Annotated in this window: 23 protein-coding genes; 8 read left to right on the top strand and 15 right to left on the bottom strand. The window is 72.9% G+C overall.

What is annotated here, in order from left to right; all coding sequences use genetic code 11:
* Nucleotides 1-59 precede the first annotated feature (59 nt).
* The 9 genes from ABB07_RS24095 to ABB07_RS24055 all read right to left on the bottom strand — a co-directional run bounded on the left by ABB07_RS24095 (nt 60) and on the right by ABB07_RS24055 (nt 7,696).
* Nucleotides 60-1,085 carry a glycoside hydrolase family 6 protein gene (locus tag ABB07_RS24095; protein WP_208900654.1) on the bottom strand — a complete coding sequence of 342 codons (1,026 nt, stop codon included), beginning with the start codon at nt 1,083-1,085 and terminating at the stop codon, nt 60-62.
* A 112-nt stretch (nt 1,086-1,197) separates the two neighbouring features.
* Entirely contained in the window at nt 1,198-1,866 is a 669-nt protein-coding gene (locus ABB07_RS24090; RefSeq protein WP_208900653.1) for a class F sortase, read from the bottom strand.
* A gap of 9 nt (nt 1,867-1,875) precedes the next feature.
* The gene (locus ABB07_RS24085; protein WP_208900652.1) at nt 1,876-2,442 is read right to left on the bottom strand and encodes a hypothetical protein; all 567 of its coding nucleotides are present in this window, start codon (nt 2,440-2,442) and stop codon (nt 1,876-1,878) included.
* Between the two features lie 145 nt (nt 2,443-2,587).
* Nucleotides 2,588-3,367 carry an HAD-IIA family hydrolase gene (locus tag ABB07_RS24080; protein ID WP_055710275.1) on the bottom strand — a complete coding sequence of 260 codons (780 nt, stop codon included), beginning with the start codon at nt 3,365-3,367 and terminating at the stop codon, nt 2,588-2,590.
* Nucleotides 3,368-3,502: 135 nt separating this feature from the next.
* Nucleotides 3,503-4,207, bottom strand: a complete 705-nt coding sequence (locus tag ABB07_RS24075) for an HAD family hydrolase (protein ID WP_279617399.1) — start codon at nt 4,205-4,207, stop codon at nt 3,503-3,505.
* Nucleotides 4,204-5,328: a TIGR03364 family FAD-dependent oxidoreductase gene (locus ABB07_RS24070; protein ID WP_208903594.1), complete on the bottom strand. Its 1,125-nt coding sequence runs from the start codon at nt 5,326-5,328 to the stop codon at nt 4,204-4,206. The genes ABB07_RS24075 and ABB07_RS24070 overlap by 4 nt, the downstream gene beginning before the upstream one ends.
* A gap of 92 nt (nt 5,329-5,420) precedes the next feature.
* A complete protein-coding gene (locus tag ABB07_RS24065) occupies nt 5,421-6,176 on the bottom strand; it encodes a GntR family transcriptional regulator (protein ID WP_208900651.1) in 756 nt (251 codons plus the stop codon).
* Nucleotides 6,177-6,303: 127 nt separating this feature from the next.
* Nucleotides 6,304-7,188, bottom strand: coding sequence for a hypothetical protein (locus tag ABB07_RS24060; protein ID WP_244189491.1), 885 nt, complete (start codon nt 7,186-7,188; stop codon nt 6,304-6,306).
* Between the two features lie 136 nt (nt 7,189-7,324).
* Nucleotides 7,325-7,696 (bottom strand): hypothetical protein, encoded by a 372-nt coding sequence (locus tag ABB07_RS24055; protein ID WP_208900649.1) that lies wholly within the window; start codon nt 7,694-7,696, stop codon nt 7,325-7,327.
* A 140-nt stretch (nt 7,697-7,836) separates the two neighbouring features.
* On the opposite strand from ABB07_RS24055, the gene ABB07_RS24050 reads away from it, so the two are divergent.
* Nucleotides 7,837-8,247 carry a VOC family protein gene (locus tag ABB07_RS24050; RefSeq protein ID WP_208900648.1) on the top strand — a complete coding sequence of 137 codons (411 nt, stop codon included), beginning with the start codon at nt 7,837-7,839 and terminating at the stop codon, nt 8,245-8,247.
* A gap of 198 nt (nt 8,248-8,445) precedes the next feature.
* Here ABB07_RS24050 and ABB07_RS24045 read toward each other — a convergent pair whose 3' ends face one another.
* Nucleotides 8,446-9,639 (bottom strand): ROK family transcriptional regulator, encoded by a 1,194-nt coding sequence (locus ABB07_RS24045; RefSeq protein WP_208900647.1) that lies wholly within the window; start codon nt 9,637-9,639, stop codon nt 8,446-8,448.
* A gap of 58 nt (nt 9,640-9,697) precedes the next feature.
* Between ABB07_RS24045 and ABB07_RS24040 the strand changes: the two genes are divergently transcribed.
* The 3 genes from ABB07_RS24040 to ABB07_RS24030 all read left to right on the top strand — a co-directional run bounded on the left by ABB07_RS24040 (nt 9,698) and on the right by ABB07_RS24030 (nt 12,242).
* Complete coding sequence (locus ABB07_RS24040) at nt 9,698-10,777, top strand: Gfo/Idh/MocA family protein (protein WP_208900646.1); 1,080 nt, start codon at nt 9,698-9,700, stop codon at nt 10,775-10,777.
* A complete protein-coding gene (locus ABB07_RS24035) occupies nt 10,777-11,292 on the top strand; it encodes a heme-degrading domain-containing protein (RefSeq protein ID WP_208900645.1) in 516 nt (171 codons plus the stop codon). Before ABB07_RS24040 ends, ABB07_RS24035 begins: the two co-directional genes overlap by 1 nt.
* Nucleotides 11,293-11,378: 86 nt before the next feature.
* Complete coding sequence (locus tag ABB07_RS24030; RefSeq protein ID WP_208900644.1) at nt 11,379-12,242, top strand: LLM class F420-dependent oxidoreductase; 864 nt, start codon at nt 11,379-11,381, stop codon at nt 12,240-12,242.
* A gap of 112 nt (nt 12,243-12,354) precedes the next feature.
* Here ABB07_RS24030 and ABB07_RS24025 read toward each other — a convergent pair whose 3' ends face one another.
* The 3 genes from ABB07_RS24025 to ABB07_RS24015 all read right to left on the bottom strand — a co-directional run bounded on the left by ABB07_RS24025 (nt 12,355) and on the right by ABB07_RS24015 (nt 14,527).
* Nucleotides 12,355-13,212 carry a fumarylacetoacetate hydrolase family protein gene (locus tag ABB07_RS24025; protein WP_208900643.1) on the bottom strand — a complete coding sequence of 286 codons (858 nt, stop codon included), beginning with the start codon at nt 13,210-13,212 and terminating at the stop codon, nt 12,355-12,357.
* Between the two features lie 154 nt (nt 13,213-13,366).
* Nucleotides 13,367-14,092, bottom strand: a complete 726-nt coding sequence (locus tag ABB07_RS24020; RefSeq protein ID WP_208900642.1) for a YidC/Oxa1 family membrane protein insertase — start codon at nt 14,090-14,092, stop codon at nt 13,367-13,369.
* A 123-nt stretch (nt 14,093-14,215) separates the two neighbouring features.
* Nucleotides 14,216-14,527 carry a DUF6412 domain-containing protein gene (locus ABB07_RS24015; protein WP_208900641.1) on the bottom strand — a complete coding sequence of 104 codons (312 nt, stop codon included), beginning with the start codon at nt 14,525-14,527 and terminating at the stop codon, nt 14,216-14,218.
* A gap of 88 nt (nt 14,528-14,615) precedes the next feature.
* Between ABB07_RS24015 and ABB07_RS24010 the strand changes: the two genes are divergently transcribed.
* Nucleotides 14,616-15,452, top strand: a complete 837-nt coding sequence (locus ABB07_RS24010; protein ID WP_208900640.1) for a serine hydrolase domain-containing protein — start codon at nt 14,616-14,618, stop codon at nt 15,450-15,452.
* A gap of 47 nt (nt 15,453-15,499) precedes the next feature.
* Here ABB07_RS24010 and ABB07_RS24005 read toward each other — a convergent pair whose 3' ends face one another.
* Complete coding sequence (locus ABB07_RS24005; protein ID WP_425264755.1) at nt 15,500-16,027, bottom strand: winged helix-turn-helix transcriptional regulator; 528 nt, start codon at nt 16,025-16,027, stop codon at nt 15,500-15,502.
* A 175-nt stretch (nt 16,028-16,202) separates the two neighbouring features.
* Between ABB07_RS24005 and ABB07_RS24000 the strand changes: the two genes are divergently transcribed.
* Nucleotides 16,203-17,600, top strand: coding sequence for an MFS transporter (locus ABB07_RS24000; protein ID WP_208900639.1), 1,398 nt, complete (start codon nt 16,203-16,205; stop codon nt 17,598-17,600).
* A gap of 34 nt (nt 17,601-17,634) precedes the next feature.
* On the opposite strand, the gene ABB07_RS23995 is transcribed toward ABB07_RS24000, so the two are convergent.
* Nucleotides 17,635-18,432, bottom strand: a complete 798-nt coding sequence (locus ABB07_RS23995; RefSeq protein ID WP_208900638.1) for a class E sortase — start codon at nt 18,430-18,432, stop codon at nt 17,635-17,637.
* Nucleotides 18,433-18,638: 206 nt separating this feature from the next.
* Between ABB07_RS23995 and ABB07_RS23990 the strand changes: the two genes are divergently transcribed.
* Both ABB07_RS23990 and ABB07_RS23985 read left to right on the top strand, forming a co-directional pair.
* Nucleotides 18,639-20,114, top strand: coding sequence for a glycoside hydrolase (locus ABB07_RS23990; protein WP_208900637.1), 1,476 nt, complete (start codon nt 18,639-18,641; stop codon nt 20,112-20,114).
* A 70-nt stretch (nt 20,115-20,184) separates the two neighbouring features.
* Nucleotides 20,185-21,201: a hypothetical protein gene (locus ABB07_RS23985; protein WP_208900636.1), complete on the top strand. Its 1,017-nt coding sequence runs from the start codon at nt 20,185-20,187 to the stop codon at nt 21,199-21,201.
* Nucleotides 21,202-21,482 lie beyond the last annotated feature (281 nt).

Genomic DNA, 21,482 nt, shown 5'->3' with positions numbered 1-21,482 from the left:
CTGCGCGAGTTCGGCGGCTGCGGGCTCGCCTTGGTTACTCGCGCAGTTCCCCGCGCCCCTTAAGGTCGGCTGTTCTTCGCCAGTTCGAGAGCGTAGGTCGCCCACCAATCCCCCGCCTTCGGGCCCCCCTTGCACGTGCCGTCCGACTCCCCCGGCCGTTTGACCCACAGGTAGGCGTCCACCAGGGGGTCGGCCGTCTTCGTCGTCGGGGTTTCTCCCAGGGCCCGGCCCGGCGGGTTGCACCAGCGCTGGGCCGGGTCGCCGCCTGTGTAGGGGCCGTTGCCGTTCCTGCTCGTGTCGATGACGAAGTGTTTGCCGCCGACCTTCGCGGAGAGCTGCTTGCCGTAGGCGATGGAGTCCTGGGTGGAGTAGAAGTTGGAGACGTTGACGGAGAAGCCGTCGGCCTGGTCGATGCCGGCCTGCTCCAGGGGCTGGAAGATCTGGTCGGGGTGGCCCCAGCCGGCGTTGCCCGCGTCCAGGTAGACCTTGGTGTTCTTCAGGGACTTGAGCTTGGCGACGGCGCCCTTGAGGAGGTCGTAGCGCTCCTCGTGGAACCGGTCCGGGGTGCAGCCGTCGACGAGGTGGAGCACGGCGTCCGGTTCGAGGACGACGATGGCGGGGCGGTCCCCGATGCCCCGGGCCACACCGTCGATCCAGGCGCGGTAGGCGTTGCCGTCGGCGGCGCCGCCTTCCGAGTACTGGCCGCAGTCGCGGTGCGGGATGTTGTAGAGGACGAGCAGGGCCGTGCGGTCGGAGTTCGCGGCGGCCTCGGTGAAGCCGCGCGCCTCCTGCTCCGGGTTCTCCGGGCCGATCCACTCCCCCACCGGCTGCTCGGCGATCTTGCGGATCTGCGCGGCCTCGGTCTTCTTGCCGGACTTCTCGTAGGCGGCGAGCCGGCGGGCCGCGGTGCCGTCCGGGTTGACCCAGAACGGGTCGGCGGCCTTGGGCTGTTGGGTGATCCGGGCCCCCGGGTCGCCGCTGTCGTCCCCGCCGCCGGAGGAGCATCCGGCGAGCAGCAGTGCCGCCCCCAGCACCACGGCCGCCGACGCCCGCGCGGAAGCACGGGCCCCCCTGCTGTCGTACATGCGAATCCCCCCTGGGCGCACCGGTCCGGGTGCCAATCCTGGCATATCCGGCCGCTCCGTCACGAGGTCGCGAGGTGGCGCGGCGGGGCGTACGGGGTGGGGTGTACGGGGGTCAGCCGGTGGTTCCGGTGAGGTAGGCGGAGACCACGACGTTGGCCATGTAGCTGTGGGCGGCGCGGTCGAAGGAGCCGCCGCAGGTGATGAGCCGGAGCTCGGCGCGGCCGGGGTGGCGGGCGCCGTAGGCCTGGTGGGCGTCGAAGCCGGCGCGGGGCAGGACGCGTACGTCGTCGATGGTGAACCGGGCGACCTTGCCGTCCGAGCGGACCACCCGGACCGTCTCGCCGGGCTTGAGGGTGCTGAGCTGGTAGAAGACGGCGGGCCGGGTCTCGGTGTCGACGTGCCCGACCAGGAGCGCCGCGCCCCGGGCGCCGGGTGCGGGGCCGGCGCCGTACCAGCCGACCACGCCCGGCTGGTCGAGCGGGGGCGGGTCGACGGCGCCCTGGGCGTCCAGGCCGCGGCTCACCACCGGCGCCTGGACGCCCAGCTGGGGGATGTCGACGCGCTGGGGCACGGCGTCGCCGAGTGGCGTGGCCGGGCTGGGGAGCCGGGCAGCCTCGGCGGGTGTGAGGGCGAACAGGTTCCCCGTGGCGGGGCCGCCCGCGGGGTGCGGTACGCCGGTCAGCCCGCGCCCCCACAGCCACAGCCCGAGCAGCAGCACTGCCCAGGTCAGGCCGGAGATGAACCGCTCCCTGCCGGGCTTGCGCGCGCCGTCGTCGGACATGGGCCGCGCTCAGCGGGTGCGGCGGGCCAGGCGGGCGCGGAGCCCGACGGCGACCGCCGCGGCCCCGGCGAGGGCCAGTCCGGTCAGCGTCTGGGCGGTGTCGGGGCCGGACTCGGTGGTGGCCACCGTGGCGAAGTGGGCGGTGCCACCGCCGCCCGCGGGGACGGGAGCGACGGGCGAGGCGGGCGTGGTGGGCAGGCGGCCGGGATCCGCGTACTGCCCGGTGGCCCGGGCGGGCCCCGACCCCCGGTCGACCACCGTGATCTTGCCGCTGATCACGTAGTCGGCGCAGGTGATCCTGATGTCGTAGGCGCCCGGCTTGAGGGAGGAGCGGACGCGGGTCTCGCCGGCCAGGGTGCCCTCCCTGCCGGTCAGCCGGGCGTCGGCGACGAACGCGGCCGAGACGGCGGTGCCCTGCGGCCCGGAGCAGCCGTGGACCCGCAGGGACACGTCGGTGCCCGGTGCGGGGGAGGCGGGGGTCACGGAGACCGAGCCCGAGTCGGCCGCGTGGGCCGCCGGGGCGAAGGCGGCGACGGCCAGGATTCCGGTACAGAGAGTGAGGCGTAGTGAGCCCATCGTGAACCTCCAGTTATCAGGAGGCTCCCCCGCCCCGGGCGCCTCCGCATCCTCGGGAGGCGCCCGATTGCTCCGAACGGGTGGACCCAGGTTTGAAAACCCCTGGTCAGAACCGCTCAGGTCGGATCGGACCAGTCAGGCCGGTTCAGACGAGGTCGACCAGGTCCGCGATGGAGTCCGCGACCTGCGAGGGCCGGAAGGGGTAGCGGTCGACGTCGTCGGGCTGGGTGACGCCGGACAGCACCAGGAAGGTGCGCATTCCGGCCTCCAGGCCCGCGAGGACATCGGTGTCCATGCGGTCGCCGATCATCGCGGAGGTCTCGGAGTGGGCCCCGATGGCATTGAGCCCGGCCCGCATCATCAGCGGGTTGGGCTTGCCCACGAAGTACGGCTTCTTGCCGGTGGCGGCGGTGATCAGGGCGGCGACCGAGCCGGTGGCGGGCAGGTCGCCCTCGGTGGAGGGGCCGACGTTGTCGGGGTTGGTGGCGATGAACCGGGCCCCGTCGTTGATCAGCCGCACGGCCTTGGTCAGCGCCTCGAAGGAGTAGGTGCGGGTCTCGCCGAGGATCACGAAGTCGGGGTCGTGGTCGGTGAGGATGTAGCCGATGTCGTGCAGCGCCGTGGTCAGACCGGCCTCGCCGATGACATAGGCGCTGCCGCCGGGCCGCTGGTCGTCCAGGAACTGGGCGGTGGCCAGCGCGGAGGTCCAGATGTTCTTCTCCGGCACCTCCAGGCCCATGCGGCGCAGCCGGGCGTGCAGGTCGCGGGCGGTGTAGATGGAGTTGTTGGTGAGCACCAGGAAGGGCCGGCCGGACTCGCGCAGCTTCTTCAGGAAGGCGTCGGCGCCGGGAATCGGAACGCCCTCGTGGATCAGGACACCGTCCATGTCGGTGAGCCACGACTCGATCGGCTTGCGGTCTGCCATGCTGTGCGTCTCCTGGCGTGCGTACGGTCAAGAAAAGCGGGGGCGCCGGAACCACGGCGTACCGACGCCACCAGCGTAGTCAGCGGGGCCTGATCTCGACCCCGGCCGTCCGCGGGTTGGTCCCGGCGGCCCGTCTCACCGGTCTCCCCGCAGCAGCGCGGGCAGGCCGGCGACGGAGGCGAGGACGTGCGTGGCGCCGGCCGCCCGGAACTCGGCGTCCCCGTGGGCCCCGGTCAGCACCCCGGCGACGACCCCCGCGCCCGCCCGTACGCCGCTGAGCACGTCGTACGAGGTGTCCCCGACGACGGCGACCTGGCGCACGTCCTCGGCGGCCTTGGTGCGCACGAACGCCTCCAGGACCATGTCCGGGTACGGCCGCCCGCGTCCGCCGGCGTCGGCCGGGCACAGGGTGAGCGGGACGAGGTCGCGCCAGCCGAGGGCGTCCAGGATCGCGTCCTGGGTGACGCGGGCGAAGCCGGTGGTCAGGACGACGGTACGGCCCTGGGCGGTGAGGTCCTCGATGGCCTCGCGGGCGCCGGGGACCGGGGCGATCAGGCCCGCGCCGACCAGGTCGCCGTACGCCTTCTCGAAGGCCGTGTTGGCGCGCCGGGCGCGGTCCTCGGTGCCGAACAGGTGCCGGAAGACGGAGATCTTGGACTCGCCCATGGTGGCGCGGACGTGGGCGAGGTGCTCGGTGTGCTCGGCCGAGCCGGGCTCGACGCCCAGTTCGGCGGCCGCCGCCGCGAAGGCGCGCTCGACCAGCCCGCCGTCGGCGACGGTCGTGCCGGCCATGTCGAGGACGACGAGACGGATGTCGGTCAGGGTGTTCAACGTGCTCACCAGCCCAGTTCGTTCGCGGTGGTCTCGGCTATCGCGGGGGCGCAGGTCATGCCGCGCCCGCCGGGCCCGGTGACCAGCCACACCCCCTCGCGCACCTGCTGCCGGTGCACCACCCGGCCGGGTTCGGTGGCTTGCGCGTAGACGCCCGCCCAGCGGCGCCGGATGCGCGGCAGCGGCCGGCCCAGCAGCGACTCGACGACGCCGGTGAGGTGCTCGTAGGGCTCCTCGACGGTGTCGAAGGCGAAGGGGTGCTCGTACTCGTGGGTGTCGCCGATGGTCAGTCCGCCGTCGGCGCGCTGCACCATCAGCAGCTGCATCCGGTGCCTGGCGGCGGTCTCCGGCTGCGGCTGCTCGGCGTTGAGCCGGTCGAGGGCCGGGGAGGCGTAGGCGGGGTAGTAGCGGAAGCTGTCGGCGTCGGCGACGGAGGTCGGCAGCGGCTCGCCCAGCGGGTCGGTCTGCATCATCTGCAGGCGCACCCGGCGCACGGGAAGGTCCGGCCCCGCGAGTTCGCGGACCAGTCCGCCGAGCCAGGCGCCGGTGCACAGGACGACCGTGTCGGCCCGGTGCACGTCCCCGTGGTCGTCGCGGACGGTCCCGGCGCCGACGACCTCGCGTACCTCCCGGCCCGGCAGGAAGGTGTAGTTCGGGGACTTCAACAGCTCGGCGCGGAGGGCGAGTTGGGCGGTGCGCGGCTCGACGGCCGCGTCCCGCTCGCAGTGCAGGGCGGCGGAGAAGTCGCCTCGCAGCGCCGGGTTGAGGGCGCGGGCCTCGCCCGGGGTGAGGAGCTTGTAGCCGCGGACGGCGGCGTCCGCGCGGGCCACGGCGGCCTCGGCGACGGCGAGTTCGAGGGGGCCGCGGACGGGGGTCAGGGACCCGTTCGCCCGGAAGCTCAGCGCCGGTACCCGTGCGCCGATCCGCTCCCACAGCTCCCGCGCCCGCAGCGCGGCCTCCAGTTCCTGGCCGCCGGCGCGGCCGCTGACCCAGATCTGCCCGAAGTTGCGCAGCGAGGCACCGCGCGCCTCGGCCTCGCGCTCGATCTGGACCACCTGGTGGCCGCGCTGGACGGCGTGCCAGGCGTGCATGGTGCCCACCACGCCTGCTCCGACGACTGTCACTTTCATGCTCACACCGAGAGCGTGGACCATCCAAGCACATTTGGACTAGACCCGTTATCCTTTCGTGACATTGAGGCGGGTGCGGATATCGGTGCTTTTCAGCCCTTGAGGTGGGTGGTGAAGGAGAACCGGTCCCCCCGGTACAGCGAGCGCACGCGCTCCAGGGGCCGGCCCTCCGTGTCCCGGGAGACGCGGTGGATCAGCAGCATCGGCAGGGCGGGCGGGGTGCCGATGAGCAGGGCTTCGCGGGGCGTGGCCAGCACGGTCTCGATCCGCTCGTCGGCGTCGCCGAAGGAGATGCCCTGCGCGGCGAGATAGCCGTAGAAGGAGGAGTCGGGGTCGAAGTCGCTGTCCAGCCGGGGCAGCCGCTCGACGGCGACGTACGTGCTCTCCAGGCCGACCCGCTCCTCGTCGGCGAGCAGCAGGCGCTCCAAGTGCCACACGGGCTCGCCCCGGGTGAGCCCGGTCTCGGCGGCGAGCGCGTCCGGGCAGGGGAACCGGTCGAGGCCGATGAGCGTACGACCGGGCGTACGGCCCTGCCGGCGCACGCCCTCGGTGTAGCTCGCGAGGGACAGCGGCTGGGTCAGCTTGGGCCCGGCGACCACGGTCCCCCGCCCCTTGCGCCTCAGCCGCCCTTCCAGCACCAGCTCCCTCACGGCCTGCCGTACGGTCTCCCGGGCGACGTCGTACCGCTCGGCGAGGTCCCGCTCGGTGGGGATGACCCCGCCCTCCCCCAGCTCCTCCAGCAGCGCGGCGATGCGTGCCTTCACCGCGTAGTACTTGGGGATGCGCCCGTGCTCGGGGATGCCGGAGCGGACGGGGGCGCCGGGGGCCTGGTCGTTCGGGTAGTCCACGCAGGGATCGTCGCAGACGGGAGCGGTGGCCGTGGTACGGCCCCGGCGCGGCGGCGGTCGCCGCGGTCGTGGCGATCAGTGTGGGGCGTCGTACGACAGCGCTCAGCGGCTCGGCGGCTTCTGCGGTTCAGCGGCGCTTGCGGGTCAGCAGCAGCGCGACGCCGGAGGCCCCGAGGGCCGCGGCGGCGGCCGCGAGCAGCGCGTTGATGAGGCCGGGCCCGGTGAGCGCGAGCTCAGTGGACTGCTCCTTGGCCTCCTCGGGGGAGGCGGGGGTGGCTGGAGTGGGGGCGGTGGAGGGAGCGGAGGTACCGGTGCCTGGTGTGGCCTGCGGGCTGCCGGACGCGCTGGGTGGGCTGGATGGGTTGGACGGGCTGGATGGGCTGGATGGGCTGGATGCGCTCGGCGACGCGTACTCCCCGATCCCGAACCGGTAGGCGTTGGACTCCCCGACCCAGTCCCCGTCGGCGCCCCGGCGCTGGACGACGGCGGCGTTGGCGGTGACCTGGTCGGCCGCGGTGCCGGCGGGGAACACGAGTCTGACCTTGACGCTGACGGTCCTGCCGGGCGGTACGGCGAACCCGGCGAACCCGGCGCCGTCGAGCACGCCGACCAGTTCCTGCTCGTCGGTGCCCTCGAACGTCACCGGCCGGGCCCTGGGGCCGTCGTAGAACTCCAGCTTGGGCTGGTCCGGCCGCAGCGCCCGCTTGTCGTCGACGAGGACGATCACCGGGTGGACGCCGGTGCAGGTCCGACGGGTGGTGTTGGTGAGGTCGAGGTACCAGGTGCCGTATCCGCCGCCCGCCTCGTAGGAGGCCGGGCCGCCACGGATCCGGGCAGCCAGCGGGAAGGCGCGCGGGTCGCCGCCGACGCAGGCCGGGGGCGGGTCGGCGAGGGCGGCGGCCGGCGTGGCGGGGGCGACCACACCGGCGGAGACGCCGACACAGGCGGAGGCGGACGCGGCGGCTGCGGCGAGGCAGCGGGACAAGCGGGACAGACGTGTGCACAGTCGCATAAACACATGATCATGTCGGGCGTGTCGGCACACCCGCGACCGCCAATCCGGTAACGGCCGCGAAGTCCGCTCGATCGGCGGGTCGGCCGGTGTCGTCAAGCCCAGCCAGTGTCCTGTGAGGCTTGTGCGGCTGGGGTCAGCTCGTGACGGTGACCTCCACCGTGACCACGGCGTTCGGATCGGAGGCGCAGACCAGGTAGATGTGCGCGACGCCCGGTTGCACGTTCCGCTCGATCCCGGCGAACCCGGCGAGGGTGTCCCTTGTCGTCGGCCTGAGCTCGACGGTGCGGATGGGGCTGCGTTCCGATGTGTGCCGGCCGACCTGCTTCCCTTCGGCACGGCCGCCCTGGCTGGGATCACTGCATCCCGTGAGCTTGAGGGAGACGACCTGCCCGGGCTTCACCGTGGTCGGGCTGACCGTGCCGACCGGTGCGGCGGTGGCCGTCCCGGCGAGGACCATGACACTGGCGGCGACGAGGGTTGCGGTGGTGATGCGGGTGCAGCGCATGCTCACTCCTCACTGCAGCAAGAGTGCGTTCGGTGTGACGGCGGTAATCTGAAGTCGCCGTTGGTTCGCTTGATGCGCTGGTTTCCATTGTGGACAGTGGAGCAGGCATCCGCAGCCCGTGCGCCGGAGGAGCGAGCAGCATGAAGATCGACTCGTCGCAGAAGATCACCACGTTCCTGATGTTCGAGGGCGACGCCGAGGCGGCGCTGACCTTCTACACCTCGCTCTTCGACGACGCCGAGGTCATCAACATCGACCGGTACGGCGCCGGTGGTCCTGGCAAGGAGGGAAGCGTGCGGCACGCGACCTTCTCGCTCGCCGGCCAGCAGTTCATGTGCGTCGACAGTCCCGCGCACCACGAATTCGGCTTCACGCCCGCCGTCTCGCTCTTCGTACAGTGCGAGAACGAGGCCGAACTCGACCGCCTCCACACGGCCCTCTCCGACCAGGGCACGGAACTCATGCCTCCGGGGAACTACGGCTTCAGCACCAAGTTCACCTGGATCAACGACCGATTCGGCGTCTCCTGGCAACTGAACCTGCCGGCGTGAACCGGCCGAGGCGACGCCCGCCCGGCAGCGGCAGCCGTGCCCACATAGCTGCGGGCAGTCGTGCCGCTGGGGCGGCACGGGTGGGCGCAGCGGCACCCCGCCGGCGCGGGCAAGCCAAACCCACCCCCGGCCGGCCGCAGCGCGCGGCACCCGAAAGGCATCGGCCCGCGAGTCACCCCGCCACAGCACAGCGCAGCGTCACGCATCCCCCCGCCCGAACACCGGCGCCAACAGCAACTGCGCGGCCCCCTCCGCCACCACCCGCTCCCCCCGCGGAGCGACCCGCACCGGCGCCGCACCCCCCTCCGCACCCTCCCGCCGGGCCCGGGCGTCCAGCACCTCACCGACACCCCGCACATACACCTCCGGCGCCCCCGCGACCGTCCGCCCCCCGAGCAGCACCGCATCGATGTCCAGCAGCCCGACCAGGTTCGCCGCCGCCACCCCCAGCACCCGCGCAGCCTCCCCCGCCTCACCGCGCCCCACCGCCGCCAGGCACAGCGCCTCCACGCAGCCCCGGTTCCCGCACTCGCACGGTGGCCCGTCCAGCTGGATCACCTGGTGCCCGAACTCCCCGGCCCCGGTCCGCGCCCCCCGGTGCACGCGCCCACCGATCACCAGCCCTGCCCCGAGCCCCGTACCGAGGTGCAGATACGCGAAGGAGCCGCCCTCGCCGCCCTCGCCCCCCACCGACAGTCCGAGCGCGGCGGCGTTGGTGTCCTTGTCCACCACGACCGGCACCCCCAACCGCTCCCCGAGCGCGTCCCGCAGCGGAAACCCGTCCCACTCGGGGAACCCGGTCACCCGGTGCAGCACCCCGCGTGCGTGATCGAGCGGCCCGGGAAGCGCCACCCCCACCCCGAGCAGCGAGGCGACCGCCCCGGCAGCCCCCTCCCCGGCCGGCCCTGTCTCGCCCGGAAACGCGCCCAGGGTCTCCCGTACCACTCCCTCCACCGCGTCCCCGACCACCGCCAGCACGGCCTCCGCCCCGGCCCCGAGGTCCAGTGCGGCCCGCCGCTCCCCCACCACGGCGCCGTCCAGATCGACCAGCACGACCCGCAGCTCGTCCCGGTCCAGATGCACCCCCACCGCGTGCCCCGCCTCCGGGACCAGCCGCAAGACGGTCCGCGGCTTGCCCCCCGTCGACGCCCGCCGCCCGGCCTCCGCCGCGAAGCCGTCCTCCCGCAGCCGCGCGGTGATCTTGCTGACGGCCTGCGGGGTCAGCCCGGTCCGCTCGGCGAGTTCCAGCCGGCTGATCCCCTCCGCCCCGGCATCCCGCAGCAGCCCCAGCACCAGCGCGGTGTTGTGCGACCGCACCGCGACGAGATTGGCTCCCGCCCCCGTGCCCGATCCGGCCCGCGTCCCCGTTCTCGTCCTGTTCACGCCACCCATTGTCCCCACCACTTGCACTTTGGCAACAGCGTTGCGAAAGTAGGGAGCCATGGGATCCATGACAGGACGCACGACCGCCACCCCCCTCCGCGTCGGCCTGATCGGCTACGGCCTCGCCGGCTCCGTCTTCCACGCCCCGCTGATCGCCGCGACCGAGGGCCTCGCCCTGGACACCGTGGTCACCTCCAGCCCGGAGCGGCAGCAGCAGGCCCGCGCCGAGTTCCCGGACGTGACGCTCGCGGCCACCGCCGAGGAACTGTTCGACCGGGCGGACGCGCTGGACCTGGTCGTCATCGCCTCCCCGAACAGGACGCACGTCCCGCTCGCCTCCGCCGCCCTGAAGGCCGGTCTGCCGGTCGTCGTCGACAAGCCGGTGGCCGGCACCGCGGCCGAGGCCCGCGACCTCGCCGCCCTCGCCGAGGAGCGCGGCCTGCTCCTGTCCGTCTTCCAGAACCGCCGCTGGGACAACGACTTCCTGACGCTGCGCAAGCTGATCGCCCAGGGCGACCTGGGTGACGTATGGTGCTTCGAGTCCCGCTTCGAGCGCTGGCGGCCCCAGCCCAAGGGCGGCTGGCGCGAGTCCGGCGACCCGGCAGAGATCGGAGGTCTGCTCTACGACCTCGGCAGCCATGTCGTCGACCAGGCCCTGGTGCTCTTCGGCCCGGTCACCGAGGTGTACGCCGAGACGGACATCCGCCGCCCCGGCGCCGAGACCGACGACGACACCTTCCTCGCGCTCACGCACGCGAACGGCGTCCGCTCCCACCTCTACGTCTCCGCGACGACGGCCCAGCTCGGCCCCCGCTTCCGCGTCCTCGGCTCCCGCGCGGGCTACGTGAAGTACGGCCTCGACCCGCAGGAGGCGGCCCTGCGCGAAGGCCTGCGCCCGGGCCCCCGGTGGGGCGCGGAGCCGGAGTCCCTGTACGGCCGTATCGGCGCCGGAGAATCCCCGCTGACCGGCGGCGGCACGCCCGTACCGACCCTGCCCGGCGACTACCCCGCCTACTACACGGCCGTCGCCCGCGCCCTGACCGGCGCCGGCCCCAACCCGGTGACCGCCCTGGAGGCGGCCGCCGCCCTCGACGTACTGGAAGCGGCCCGCACGTCGGCCACGGACAAGGTGACGGTGACCCTCTGATGCCACACCACCAGCAGCACCACCCGCAGATCACGCCCAGGACCACCCCCGAACTCACGCCATCCGTCGAGGAACTGGAGGCACAGGAACGCCGCCTGGTCTTCCGGCAGTTCACCCACGACGACGCCTGGGCCCTCGGCTCCCTGCTGGTCGGACTGGCCCGGGAGCGCCAGGCCCCGGTCGCCATCGACATCCACCGCTCCGGCCAGCAGCTCTTCCACGCGGCCCTGCCCGGCTCCACCCCCGACAACGACGCCTGGATCGCCCGCAAGCGCCGGGTCACCGAGCGCTACGGCGCCTCCTCCTACCTGGTCGGCGCCCGCTTCCGCGCCAAGGGCACGACCTTCGAGGACTCCTCCCGCCTCGACCCCGACACCTACGCGGCCCACGGCGGCTCGTTCCCGATCAACGTCGAGAACGTGGGCGTCATCGGCGCGGTGACCGTCTCCGGCCTGCCCCAGCTCCAGGACCACCGGTTCGTGGTGGAGGCGCTGGAGGAGTTCCTGAAGGTGTGACACCCGGCGGGATTACGTGACGCGTCCCTCCGGTTGGGAATGGCTGCAGACGTGATGATCACGGCCCCACCCGGAGGGATCGCAGCATGAGCACCGTGAAGGACAGGATCGGCCGGTACGGCATCTGGAGCATCGGCCTGCGCGCGGAGGACCCGGCCCGCCGCGGCGAACTGGCGGAAGCGGCAGCGGAGTTGGAGGAGCTCGGCTTCGGCGCCGCATGGCTGGGCGGCAGCAGCGCCGCCCGGCACGCCGTACCCCTCCTGGAGGCCACCGGCACGCTCACCGTCGGCACCAGCATCCAGAGCATCTGGCAGTACGACGCCGGGACGAGCGCGGCGTCCTTCGCCGAGGTGGAGGCCGCGCACCCCGGCCGCTTCGTGCTCGGCCTCGGCGTGAGCCACGCCAAGCTCGCCGACCAGTACCGGCGGCCGTACTCGGCGCTGGTCGCCTATCTCGACGCCCTGGACGAGGCCGGGGTGCCCGCCGGTCGCCGGGTCCTGGCCGCCCTCGGCCCGAAGACCCTGGAGCTGGCCCGCGACCGGGCGGCGGGCGCGGTGCCGTACCTGGTCACGCCCGAGCACACCGCCCGGGCCCGCGAGGTCCTCGGCGCCGGCCCGCTGCTCGCCCCGGAGCTGAAGGTGGTCCTGGAGACCGACCCGGCCCGCGCCCGCTCCGTCGCCCGCGACACCCTCGCGATGTACCTGGCCCTGCCGAACTACACCAACAACTTCCTGCGCCACGGCTTCACCGAGGCCGACCTGGCCGACGGCGGCAGCGACCGCCTGGTCGACGCGGTCTTCGCCTGGGGCGACGAGAGCAGGATCCGCGACCGCATCGACACCTTCCACCAGGCGGGCGCCGACCACGTGGCCCTCCAGATCATCACTGACACCGAGAGGGACACCCTCCCGAGGGAGGAATGGCGCAGGCTCGCTTCTCTACTGGGTTGAGTGGAAGCGCCCCGAAAGGGGCGCGGGGCTGTATCGATATGCGGCTCCGCCGCGTGGGCGCGAGCAACCACAGGCGACCCGCACCCGCCGAACTCGCGCAGCCCCCAACCCCTTACGCGTCTTTCAACTCCTGCCGCTGCCGGCCAAGCCCCGCGATCTCCAGCTCAACCACATCCCCGGCCCGCAGATACGGCTTCGGCTCGGGCTGCCCCATCGCCACCCCCGCCGGCGTCCCCGTGTTGATGACGTCTCCGGGGTAGAGCGTCATGAACTGGCTGACATACCGCACGACCTCTCCCACGGGAAAGATCTGCTCGGCCGTCGCACCGTCCTGCTTCAACTCGCCGTTGACCCACAGCTTCAGCGACAGGTTCTGCGGGTCGGCGACCTCGTCCGCCGTCACCAGCCACGGCCCCAGCGGATTGAACGTCTCGCAGTTCTTGCCCTTGTCCCAGGTGCCACCGCGCTCGATCTGGAACTCCCGCTCGGACACGTCGTGCGCCACCGCGTACCCGGCGACATGCGCGAGCCCCTCCTCGGCCGAGCCGAGGTAGCGGGCCGTACGCCCGACGACGACGGCGAGCTCCACCTCCCAGTCGGTCTTGCGCGACCCGCGAGGGACGAGCACCGTGTCGTTCGGCCCGACCACCGTGTCCGGCGCCTTGAAGAAGACGACCGGCTCGGCGGGCGGTTCGGCGCCGGTCTCGCGGGCGTGGTCGTGGTAGTTGAGCCCGATGCACACGATCTTGCCGATGCGGCCGACCGGCGGCCCGATGCGCAGCCCCGTCGCGTCGAGGCGGGGCAGCTCGCCGGACTCGGCCGCCGCCCGTACCCGGTCGAGCGCGGCCTCGTCGGCGAGGAGCGCGCCGTCGATGTCGTCCACGATGCCCGACAGGTCCCGCAGGGTCCCCTCGGCGTCGAGCAGCGCGGGCCGCTCGGCCCCCGCCGTACCGACTCGCAGCAGCTTCATGGTCACCATCTCCCTCGATCGCGGGCGCCCCGTCGATGTGTGCAGCCATCGGAGGACTGGTCGATCCTCCAATCCCTCGGTCCACCAGACAAGACCCTGTTCACGTACTGGACCGTAACCGCGCCCCTACCGGCCCCGCTCCACCGGTTCCGCTCTACCGGTACAGCGCGGCCCGCTCGACCGCCGTCCACGCCGTGCTCGTGACGACGTACAGCGCGGCGGCCAGCGGGACGACCGCCACGGTGACGAGCGTGAAGAAGGACATGAACGGCATGACCTTGTTGACCGCCCCGAGCCCCGGCACCTGCTCGCCGCTCCCCGCGGTCACCGCGACCGGATTGTCCGCCATCATCCGCTTGGTGCGCAGGTAGTTGAAGGTCGCGACGGCCGCGACGACGACGAAGAGCCCGAGGTAGACCAGCCCGGCCGGCCCGAACACCCCGCCGCCGGCGAGCGCGTCGGCCCACCGCCCGCCGAGCGGCGCCGCGAACAGCCGGTGGCCGAGCAGACCGTTGGTCTCGCCGCCGATCGTGGAGCTGGAGAAGAGGTGGTAGAGCAGGAAGAAGGCGGGCAGCTGGAGCAGGCTGGGCAGGCAGCCGGACAGCGGCGACACCTTTTCCCGGGCGTGCAGTTCGAGCACCGCCTGCTGCAGCCGCCGCGGGTCCTTGGCGTGCTTCTCGCGCAGTTCGGCGATGCGCGGCTGCAGCGCGGCGCGGGCGCGCTGGCCACGGGCGGCGGCGCGGGACAGCGGGTGGACGAGGAGTCGTACGAGCGCGGTGAACAGGACGATCGCGGCGGCGGCCGCGGAAGCGTGGAAGAGCGGCTGGAGCAGGTCGGCGAACTGCCCGACCAGGCGGGCGAAGAGGGAGAAGACGGACATGGCTGAGCCCTCCGGGGGTCTCGTCGTGCCGGAATCCGGGATGAACCGGAAGGAAGGGGAACAACGGCATGACGACCCGCGCGGGGTCACGCGGCTGGAACGAGTGACGTGCCCTGACGTGCCCTACGCGGCGGTCGCCGGCAGGGCGTGCCCGGGTGCCCTGGGCCGGCGCCTGCCGGGCGCGTCGGGATCGCGCTGGGGCAGGAAGGCCGTACGCCGGGCCCGGTCGCGGATCGCCGTGCGCACCCGGGTGGGCGGGACGGCGGGCGCGGAGCGGGCGGCGCGGAGGGAGCAGAGAGCCAGCGCGGAACCGGCGGCGGCGGTCGCGGCCAGTGCCACGGTGGTGGGGAGGGTGCCGGTGTCGAGCAGCATGACCGGCAGCAGCAGGAGCAGCAGCGCGCCGAGCGCACGCGACCGCGCGAGCCTGTGGATCACTCGTCTCCCCTCCCCTCGGTCTCAACCGCCGACGTCTTCCTGCCCTTTATACCTGTAGACGACCTGACCCAGCACCGAAGGGCCCTTTATGCCGCGCACCCCCCTCTGCGTCCTGAGCGACACCTCCCCGGCACGAGTCGGTGACGGTCACGCGGTGGACCGGTTCGTCGAGATCGGCTCCTTCACCAAGGTCCTCACCGGTACGGCGCTCACGCGCATGGCCGCCGCGGGCCTGCTCGACGTGGACGATCCGGTCGAGCGGTGGCTCCCCGCCGCCCCGCGCACCGGCATCACGCTGCGGCACCTGGCCGAGCACACGTCCGGGCTGCCCCGGCTCCCACCCGGCACCGGGGTCCGCGATCCCTATGCCCCGTTCGACGGCGACGCCCTGCACCGGCTGCTCGGCCGGCTGGACGGGATCACGGTCCGGCCGCCGGGACAGCAGGAGGAGTACTCCAACCTCGGGTACGCCGTGCTGGGCGCGGCGCTGGCCGGTGCGGCGGGTGCGCCGTACGAGGAACTGCTCGTCGACCATGTGCTGCGGCCGCTGGACGTCCATGAGGTGAGCGCACGTCCGGACACCAGGGGGCGCCTGCTCGCTCCGGGGTTCCTGGGCAGGGACCGCAGGCCGTGGACGATGACCGGGGCGATCCTTCCGGCGGGCGGCTTGTGGGCCACCCCGCGCGCGGTCGCCGATCTGCTCGTCCGGCTGGCGGTGGAGCGCCGGCTGGGCGATCCCGCGCCCTCCTGGCAGCGGACCGGCGCGCTGCTCTGGCACAACGGCGCGACCCGCCACGCCTCCGTCTTCGCCGGTGCCACGGCGGACGGCCGCTGGGTGGTCGTGCACCGGCTGGGCGGCCGGTCGGACGACACCGACCGGATGGGCGTCGACCTGCTCAGGAGCAACGGCTCGCAGCCCTCCTGAGCGGCCCCCGAGCGACGGGAAAGGCCCCGCGGCGGCCGCCCTCCCGGTCAGGCGGGTTCCGTCTCCAGCGGCTCCAGCAGCCGCTTCGGCTTCAGCAGGGCCTTGCTGACAGGATCCGCCGGGTCGGGATCGAGGTCCGGGCCGGGCTCCATGACCACGTCACCGACCGGTACGACGACTCCGCACGCGGGGCATTCGCCGTACGGCCCGAGTTCGGTGCCGCATTCCGCGTGCCGGAAGTAGCGCAGCCGGGTCCCGGAGAAGTGCTCGCGGCCCCACAGTCCGAGGGCGCGCAGGGTGGGCCACAGGGCGATGCCGCGCTCGGTGACGACGTACTCGTCCCGCGGCGGCGACTGCTGGTAGCGGCGCTTTTCGAGGATGCCCTCGGCGGTCAGGGTCTGCAGCCGGGCGGCCAGGACGGCACGCGGGATGCCGAGGTGGACCAGGAAGTCGTTGTACCGGCGCACGCCGTAGAGCGCGTCCCGGACGACGAGCAGCGTCCAGCGCTCGCCGACGATCTCGAGCGCTCGGGCGATCGAGCACTCCTGTGTCGCGTAGTCCTTGCCCAGTGCCATGCCGTCCACTGTAGCCACTTTCCGACATCTTGGTTCGTTGACCGAACCGACGTGTTACGGTGGCCGGGTCAGGTCAGTTCAATGACCGAACCATGGGTCGGTTCGCCGGGTGATCCACCGGTTCGCCGAGTGATCCGCCCGTCACCGCAAGGCCCCTCAAGGACAGGACCACGCCATGACCGGGCTCGACTCCGCCACCACCCCCGCCACCGCGTCCGTACGCGGCACGACCGCCCGGGACGCCCCCGCGCGCCCCCGGGCCACCCTCGCCCTGACCAGCGCGGCCACCGCCGTGGCCCTGATGACGTACACCGCCCCGATGGTCACGCTCCCCGACACCGCGGCCGCCCTGCACACCCCGCTCTCCGGCCAGGCCTGGCTGCTGAACGGCACCCCGCTGGGGCTCGCCGCCCTGCTGCTGGTGGCCGGCAGCCTCGCCGACGACTACGGCCGCCGCCGCGTCTTCCTCGCCGGCACCCTGGCCCTCGGCCTGACCACAGCGCTCGGCGCCCTCACCACCTCGACCTGGCTGTTCACCCTCGCCCGGATCGCCCAGGGCGCGGCGAGCGCGGCGATCCTGGCGAGCAGCCTCGGCCTGCTGGTGGCGGCCTTCCCCACGGCGCGCGGCCGGCTGCACGCGACCGGCGTGTGGGGCGCCTTCGTCAGCGGCGGCATCGCGGTCGGCCCCCTGGTCGCGGGCGCGCTGCCGACCTGGCGGGTGGCGTACGGCGTCCTGGGCGCCGCCGCCGTCCTCGTGGGCGCGCTGGGCACCCGTGCGCTGGCCGAGTCCCGTGCCCCGCGCGGCGGCCGCCCGGACATCCTCGGCGCCGTGACCTTCGGCCTCGCCCTGGTCGCCCTGGTGGCGGCCCTGACCCTGGGCCGCGACGGCTGGCTGCGGGCACCGGTGGGACTGCTGCTGGCCGCCGCCGTCCTGCTGATCGCGGCCTTCGCCGCCGTGGAAAGGCGCACCGGCACCCCCATGATCGACCTCGGTCTGCTGCGGCACGCCCGTTTCCTGGCCTCCGCCGCCGGCGGCCTGTTCACGGGCCTCGCGGTGATCGGCATGTTCAGCTTCCTGCCGGCCCTGCTCCAGCAGACGCTCCGGCTGTCCCCGATGCGGACGGCCTGGCTGTTCCTCCTCTGGTCCGGCCTGAGCTTCGCGGTGGCCCTCCAGGTCAAGCACCTGGCCGGCCGCATCGCCCCGCGCGCCCAACTGGCCGTCGGCTTCGCCCTGCACACGATCGCCGTCCTGACCATGCTCGGCGCCCTGGCCTCCGGCTCCTGGACCCGGCTGCTGCCCGGCCTGGTCATCGGCGGCGTGGGCAGCGGCCTGCTCAACGGCGCGCTTCCGCTGCTGGCCGTCGAGTCGGTCCCGCGCGAGCGCGCCGCGATGGGCTCCGGCGCCCAGCAGACCTTCCGCTACATCGGCTCCTGCGCCGGCGTCGCCCTGACCATCGCCCTCGCCACCTCGACCCGCGACCTGGCGCACGGCGCGAACATCGCCCTGCTGGTGTCGGCGGGGCTGGCGGCGGTGGGGGCGGTGAGCGTGGTGGCGCTGCGGGAACGGGCGTAGGCGCGCGACGGGGCGAACGTCGCCCGTTGGGGCACTAGCGGGGCCGCATGGACACCAGCTTCCCCCACACCGCCATCCGGTAGCGCGAGGTGAACTCGGGGGTGCAGGTGGTCAGGGTGATGTAGTAACCCGGCTCGGAGTACCCGTACGCGGGCCGCACGAGGGAGCGCGGGACGGGCCGGATGACCCCCGAGTCCGTCGCGGACGTCTGCGGCAGGATCTGGTCGACGTCGTACGTGTACGTCGCCGTCCGCGTCTCCACCTCGATGGCGTCCCCCCGCCGCAGCCGGGGCAGGTACCGGAAGGGCTCGCCGTGCGTGTTCCGGTGCCCGGCGAGCGCGAAGTTGCCCGCCTGCCCCGGCTGCCCGGTGCCCCGGTAATGGCCGACGTACCCCTTGTTGAGGACGTCGGCCTTGCTCACACCCTCGGCGACGGGAACGCGCAGCCCCAGCCGGGGGATGGTGAGGACGGCGTACGCCTGGGAACTCCGGGGGAGGCCGACCGGCGTGTACGACCGCCGCGGCGCGGGGGACCTGGCGGTCTCCGGGGCCGACTGGGGGCCCGTGGGCGACCCGGAGGTGCTGGGCGGCGGGGCCGCGCCACCGGCGCCGTACCCCTGATGGCCCCACTCCCGCTCCAGCGCCGCCACCTGCCGCTCGGCGCCGCGCCTGGCCTCCCGGTTGGTCCACCACAGCTGGTGCACGACCAGCAGCATCAGCAGCACACCGACGGTCACGAGCGCCTCGGCCCCGCCCCACAGCGCGCGCCGCCGCCGGGCACGCCGACGCCGATCGCTGTGCCGTACGACCCGCACGCCCGACCATGCCGGCATCCGCACCCACCTCCACGGGAGCCGCCCGCAGGGTAGGTGCAACGGGCACAACTGGCCAGAGCCACAAGCGATTCAACGACCTCGGCGCGCTTCCTCAACTGCTTTTAGAAACCACTGTCAGAATCCTCGACAACCACACCCGCCACCCCCGATGCTTCCTGCTGCCGGAGCCGCAACGGATGAGGACGCAGAGGGCGGAGAGAGCGATGATCCGACGCAGAACACTGCTGGCCGCGGCGGGCGGCGGCATCCTGGGCAGCGCCCTGGCCACGGGCACGGCCCGGGCGGACGCGACGACGGTCGTCAACCCGTCGACAACCTACGGCACTTGGGAGGGCTGGGGCACGTCACTGGCCTGGTGGGCGAACGTCTTCGGCGCGCGGGACGACTTCGCGGACATCTTCTTCACGACGAGGACGACGACGTACAACGGCACGGCCCTCCCCGGCCTGGGCCTGAACATCGCCCGCTACAACCTGGGCGCGTGCAGCTGGAACAGCGTGAGCGGCCAGTCGATGGCCGCCTCCCCCGGCATCCCGAAGTTCAAGCAGATCGAGGGTTACTGGCAGGACTGGACGAACGAGGACCCGACGTCGTCGGCCTGGAAGTGGACGGCCGACGCGACCCAGCGGGCGATGCTGGTGAAGGCCACCCAGCGAGGCGCGATCAGCGAACTCTTCGCCAACTCCCCCATGTGGTGGATGTGCCTCAACCACAACCCCTCGGGCGCCTCGGACGGCGGCGACAACCTCCAGTCCTGGAACTACCGCCAGCACGCCTCCCACCTGGCCTCGGTGGCCCTGTACGCGCAGCAGAACTGGGGCGTGACCTTCACGACGGTGGAGGCCTTCAACGAACCGTCCTCCTCCTGGTGGACGGCGACGGGCACCCAGGAGGGCTGCCATATGGACGCCACCGTCCAGTCGGCCGTACTCCCCTACCTGCGCGGCGAGTTGGACAAGCGAGGCCTGACGGCGACGAGGATCTCGGCGTCGGACGAGACGAGTTACGACCTGGCGCGCACCACCTGGAACTCCTTCTCCGCCACGACCAAGGGCTACGTGGACCGGGTGAACGTCCACGGCTACCAGGGCTCGGGCGGCCGCCGCGACCTGCTCTACACGGACGTGGTGTCGACGGCGGGCAAGGCCCTCTGGAACTCGGAGACCGGGGACAGCGACGCCACGGGTCTGACCCTGGCCGGCAACCTCCTCTACGACTTCCGCTGGCTGCACCCCACGGCATGGGTCCACTGGCAGGTGATGGACCCGAGCGCGGGCTGGGCGACGATCGCCTACGACGCGAGCACCCTGCAGCCGGGCGCCGTACAGACGAAGTACTACGTACTGGCCCAGTTCACCCGCCACATCCGCCCGGGCATGACGGTCCTGGACACGGGCGCGAGCTACGCGGCGGCGGCCCTGGACAGGCAGGCGAACCGCCTGGTCATAGTGGCCGCGAACACGTCATCCTCCGCCCAGACCCTGACCTTCGACCTCTCCCGCTTCTCCTCGGTGACCGGCGGCCCGGGCGGCCTGGTCCCCCGCTGGAACACGGTGACGACGGGCGGAGCAGACCTTTACACCGCGCACACGGACACCTACCTCTCCGGTAAGTCCCTGTCGGTCCCCTTCGCGGCGAAGTCGGTCCAGACGCTGCAGGTGGACGGAGTGACGGTGTAGGGAGACCGGGGAGAACCCAATGATCCGGCCTTGCTCCACCCCGTCACCGCTCGGCAGTACGGTGTCCCTCATGCGCCCCGACACGCCTGCCGAGAACGTCGACCACACCGCCGAAGCGGCACGCCTGGAGCGGACCGCCGGACTGTATCCCGAGGACGCCGAGGCCCTGCTGCTGCGGGCGGCGGCCCACCTGGAACTCTCCGGCGACCGCCCCGCGGCCACCGCGCTCTACGACCGCCTGCTGTCCACCGCGGACGGCCTGGACAGCCCCGCCCTGGTCCGCGCCCTGAAGGCCTCCAACCTCTGGGAGTACGGCCACGAGGCGGAGGCGAGGGCGATCATCGAGGGCATCCGGACGGCCGCCCCCCACGACCCGGCCCCCTGGGTGATCATCGCCGAGTCCCTGGAGTCGCACGACGAGCTGGAGGCGGCGGAGGAGACCTTCACACAGGGAGCCAACCTGCTCCTGCCCACCGACGCGGACACGGAGCCGGCCCCCGCCACCCACCCCCTCCTCTACGGCCGCCACCGCGTCCGCCGCATGCTGGGCGTGCCCCACGACGCCTGGGACACCCTGGCGGACACCCTCCACACGTCCCCCGTGTCCCTGGACGAACTCCACGACCCCAAACGCGTCTGGTCCCTCGGCTCCGACAACCCCGCGGAACTGGTGGCCGAAATCTCCCGCCTACGAGCCGAACTGGGCGCCTACCGAGAGGCCCTCTCCCGCCCCTTCCCGGTAGCCATCCTCCACTGGCCGGCAGGCGAGCTGGCCGAGCTCCTGTCGGCCTACCCGACCCTGACCACGGAGTACCCCTCCCACGAGACCCACCTGGCGACCATAGAGTCCTCCCTCCGCGAACTCTCCGCCTCGGGCACGGGCAACCTCGGCATCGTCACGGGCACGGTCCCGTCGTACGAGGCCTTCGCCGCGTCGGAGGGCTCGTCCCCGGCAGACGCGACCCTGCTCCCGCAGTACGCGACGACGTTGGCGGCGCGGGGGCGGGCGGTTGCCTGGCCGCCAGTCAGGGGGGCGGAGTGCTGGTGTGGCTCCACCCAGCCCTACGACGGCTGCCACGGAGCATAAATCCCACCCCTGCTCACCCCCGGAAGCCGCCCGCACACCCGGCCTGCCCCCACTCCGCAGACACGCTCCGCCGCCGCCCGCCCTTCGCGCGTCCCGTACGACCCCCAACCCGGGGCCCGCTTCCCCTGGGCCGCCCGCTCGCTTGTCCTCCGAGAAGCGGGCGGCCCCAACGGTTGCTGAAGACCCCGGTGGCCTGTTTTCGGCGCACACCGTTCGCCTGTCAGTGGCTGCTGTTAGAACTGATCCATATCGGCGCGCAAGGTCGTGTACGAGCACCACAG

Source organism: Streptomyces incarnatus (assembly GCF_001027185.1).
Taxonomy (GTDB): domain Bacteria; phylum Actinomycetota; class Actinomycetes; order Streptomycetales; family Streptomycetaceae; genus Streptomyces; species Streptomyces puniciscabiei.
This window is presented reverse-complemented; position numbering and strand designations above follow the sequence as displayed.

Bases quoted from the DNA above. Each gene is read 5' to 3' on its own strand.
- ABB07_RS24095 (WP_208900654.1), bottom strand. From the start codon at position 1,085: ATGTACGACAGCAGGGGGGCCCGTGCTTCCGCGCGGGCGTCGGCGGCC.
- ABB07_RS24090 (WP_208900653.1), bottom strand. From the start codon at position 1,866: ATGTCCGACGACGGCGCGCGCAAGCCCGGCAGGGAGCGGTTCATCTCC.
- ABB07_RS24085 (WP_208900652.1), bottom strand. From the start codon at position 2,442: ATGGGCTCACTACGCCTCACTCTCTGTACCGGAATCCTGGCCGTCGCC.
- ABB07_RS24080 (WP_055710275.1), bottom strand. From the start codon at position 3,367: ATGGCAGACCGCAAGCCGATCGAGTCGTGGCTCACCGACATGGACGGT.
- ABB07_RS24070 (WP_208903594.1), bottom strand. From the start codon at position 5,328: ATGAAAGTGACAGTCGTCGGAGCAGGCGTGGTGGGCACCATGCACGCC.
- ABB07_RS24060 (WP_244189491.1), bottom strand. From the start codon at position 7,188: ATGCGACTGTGCACACGTCTGTCCCGCTTGTCCCGCTGCCTCGCCGCA.
- ABB07_RS24055 (WP_208900649.1), bottom strand. From the start codon at position 7,696: ATGCGCTGCACCCGCATCACCACCGCAACCCTCGTCGCCGCCAGTGTC.
- ABB07_RS24050 (WP_208900648.1), top strand. From the start codon at position 7,837: ATGAAGATCGACTCGTCGCAGAAGATCACCACGTTCCTGATGTTCGAG.
- ABB07_RS24045 (WP_208900647.1), bottom strand. From the start codon at position 9,639: ATGGGTGGCGTGAACAGGACGAGAACGGGGACGCGGGCCGGATCGGGC.
- ABB07_RS24040 (WP_208900646.1), top strand. From the start codon at position 9,698: ATGACAGGACGCACGACCGCCACCCCCCTCCGCGTCGGCCTGATCGGC.
- ABB07_RS24035 (WP_208900645.1), top strand. From the start codon at position 10,777: ATGCCACACCACCAGCAGCACCACCCGCAGATCACGCCCAGGACCACC.
- ABB07_RS24030 (WP_208900644.1), top strand. From the start codon at position 11,379: ATGAGCACCGTGAAGGACAGGATCGGCCGGTACGGCATCTGGAGCATC.
- ABB07_RS24025 (WP_208900643.1), bottom strand. From the start codon at position 13,212: ATGAAGCTGCTGCGAGTCGGTACGGCGGGGGCCGAGCGGCCCGCGCTG.
- ABB07_RS24020 (WP_208900642.1), bottom strand. From the start codon at position 14,092: ATGTCCGTCTTCTCCCTCTTCGCCCGCCTGGTCGGGCAGTTCGCCGAC.
- ABB07_RS24010 (WP_208900640.1), top strand. From the start codon at position 14,616: ATGCCGCGCACCCCCCTCTGCGTCCTGAGCGACACCTCCCCGGCACGA.
- ABB07_RS24005 (WP_425264755.1), bottom strand. From the start codon at position 16,027: ATGGCACTGGGCAAGGACTACGCGACACAGGAGTGCTCGATCGCCCGA.
- ABB07_RS24000 (WP_208900639.1), top strand. From the start codon at position 16,203: ATGACCGGGCTCGACTCCGCCACCACCCCCGCCACCGCGTCCGTACGC.
- ABB07_RS23995 (WP_208900638.1), bottom strand. From the start codon at position 18,432: ATGCCGGCATGGTCGGGCGTGCGGGTCGTACGGCACAGCGATCGGCGT.
- ABB07_RS23990 (WP_208900637.1), top strand. From the start codon at position 18,639: ATGATCCGACGCAGAACACTGCTGGCCGCGGCGGGCGGCGGCATCCTG.
- ABB07_RS23985 (WP_208900636.1), top strand. From the start codon at position 20,185: ATGCGCCCCGACACGCCTGCCGAGAACGTCGACCACACCGCCGAAGCG.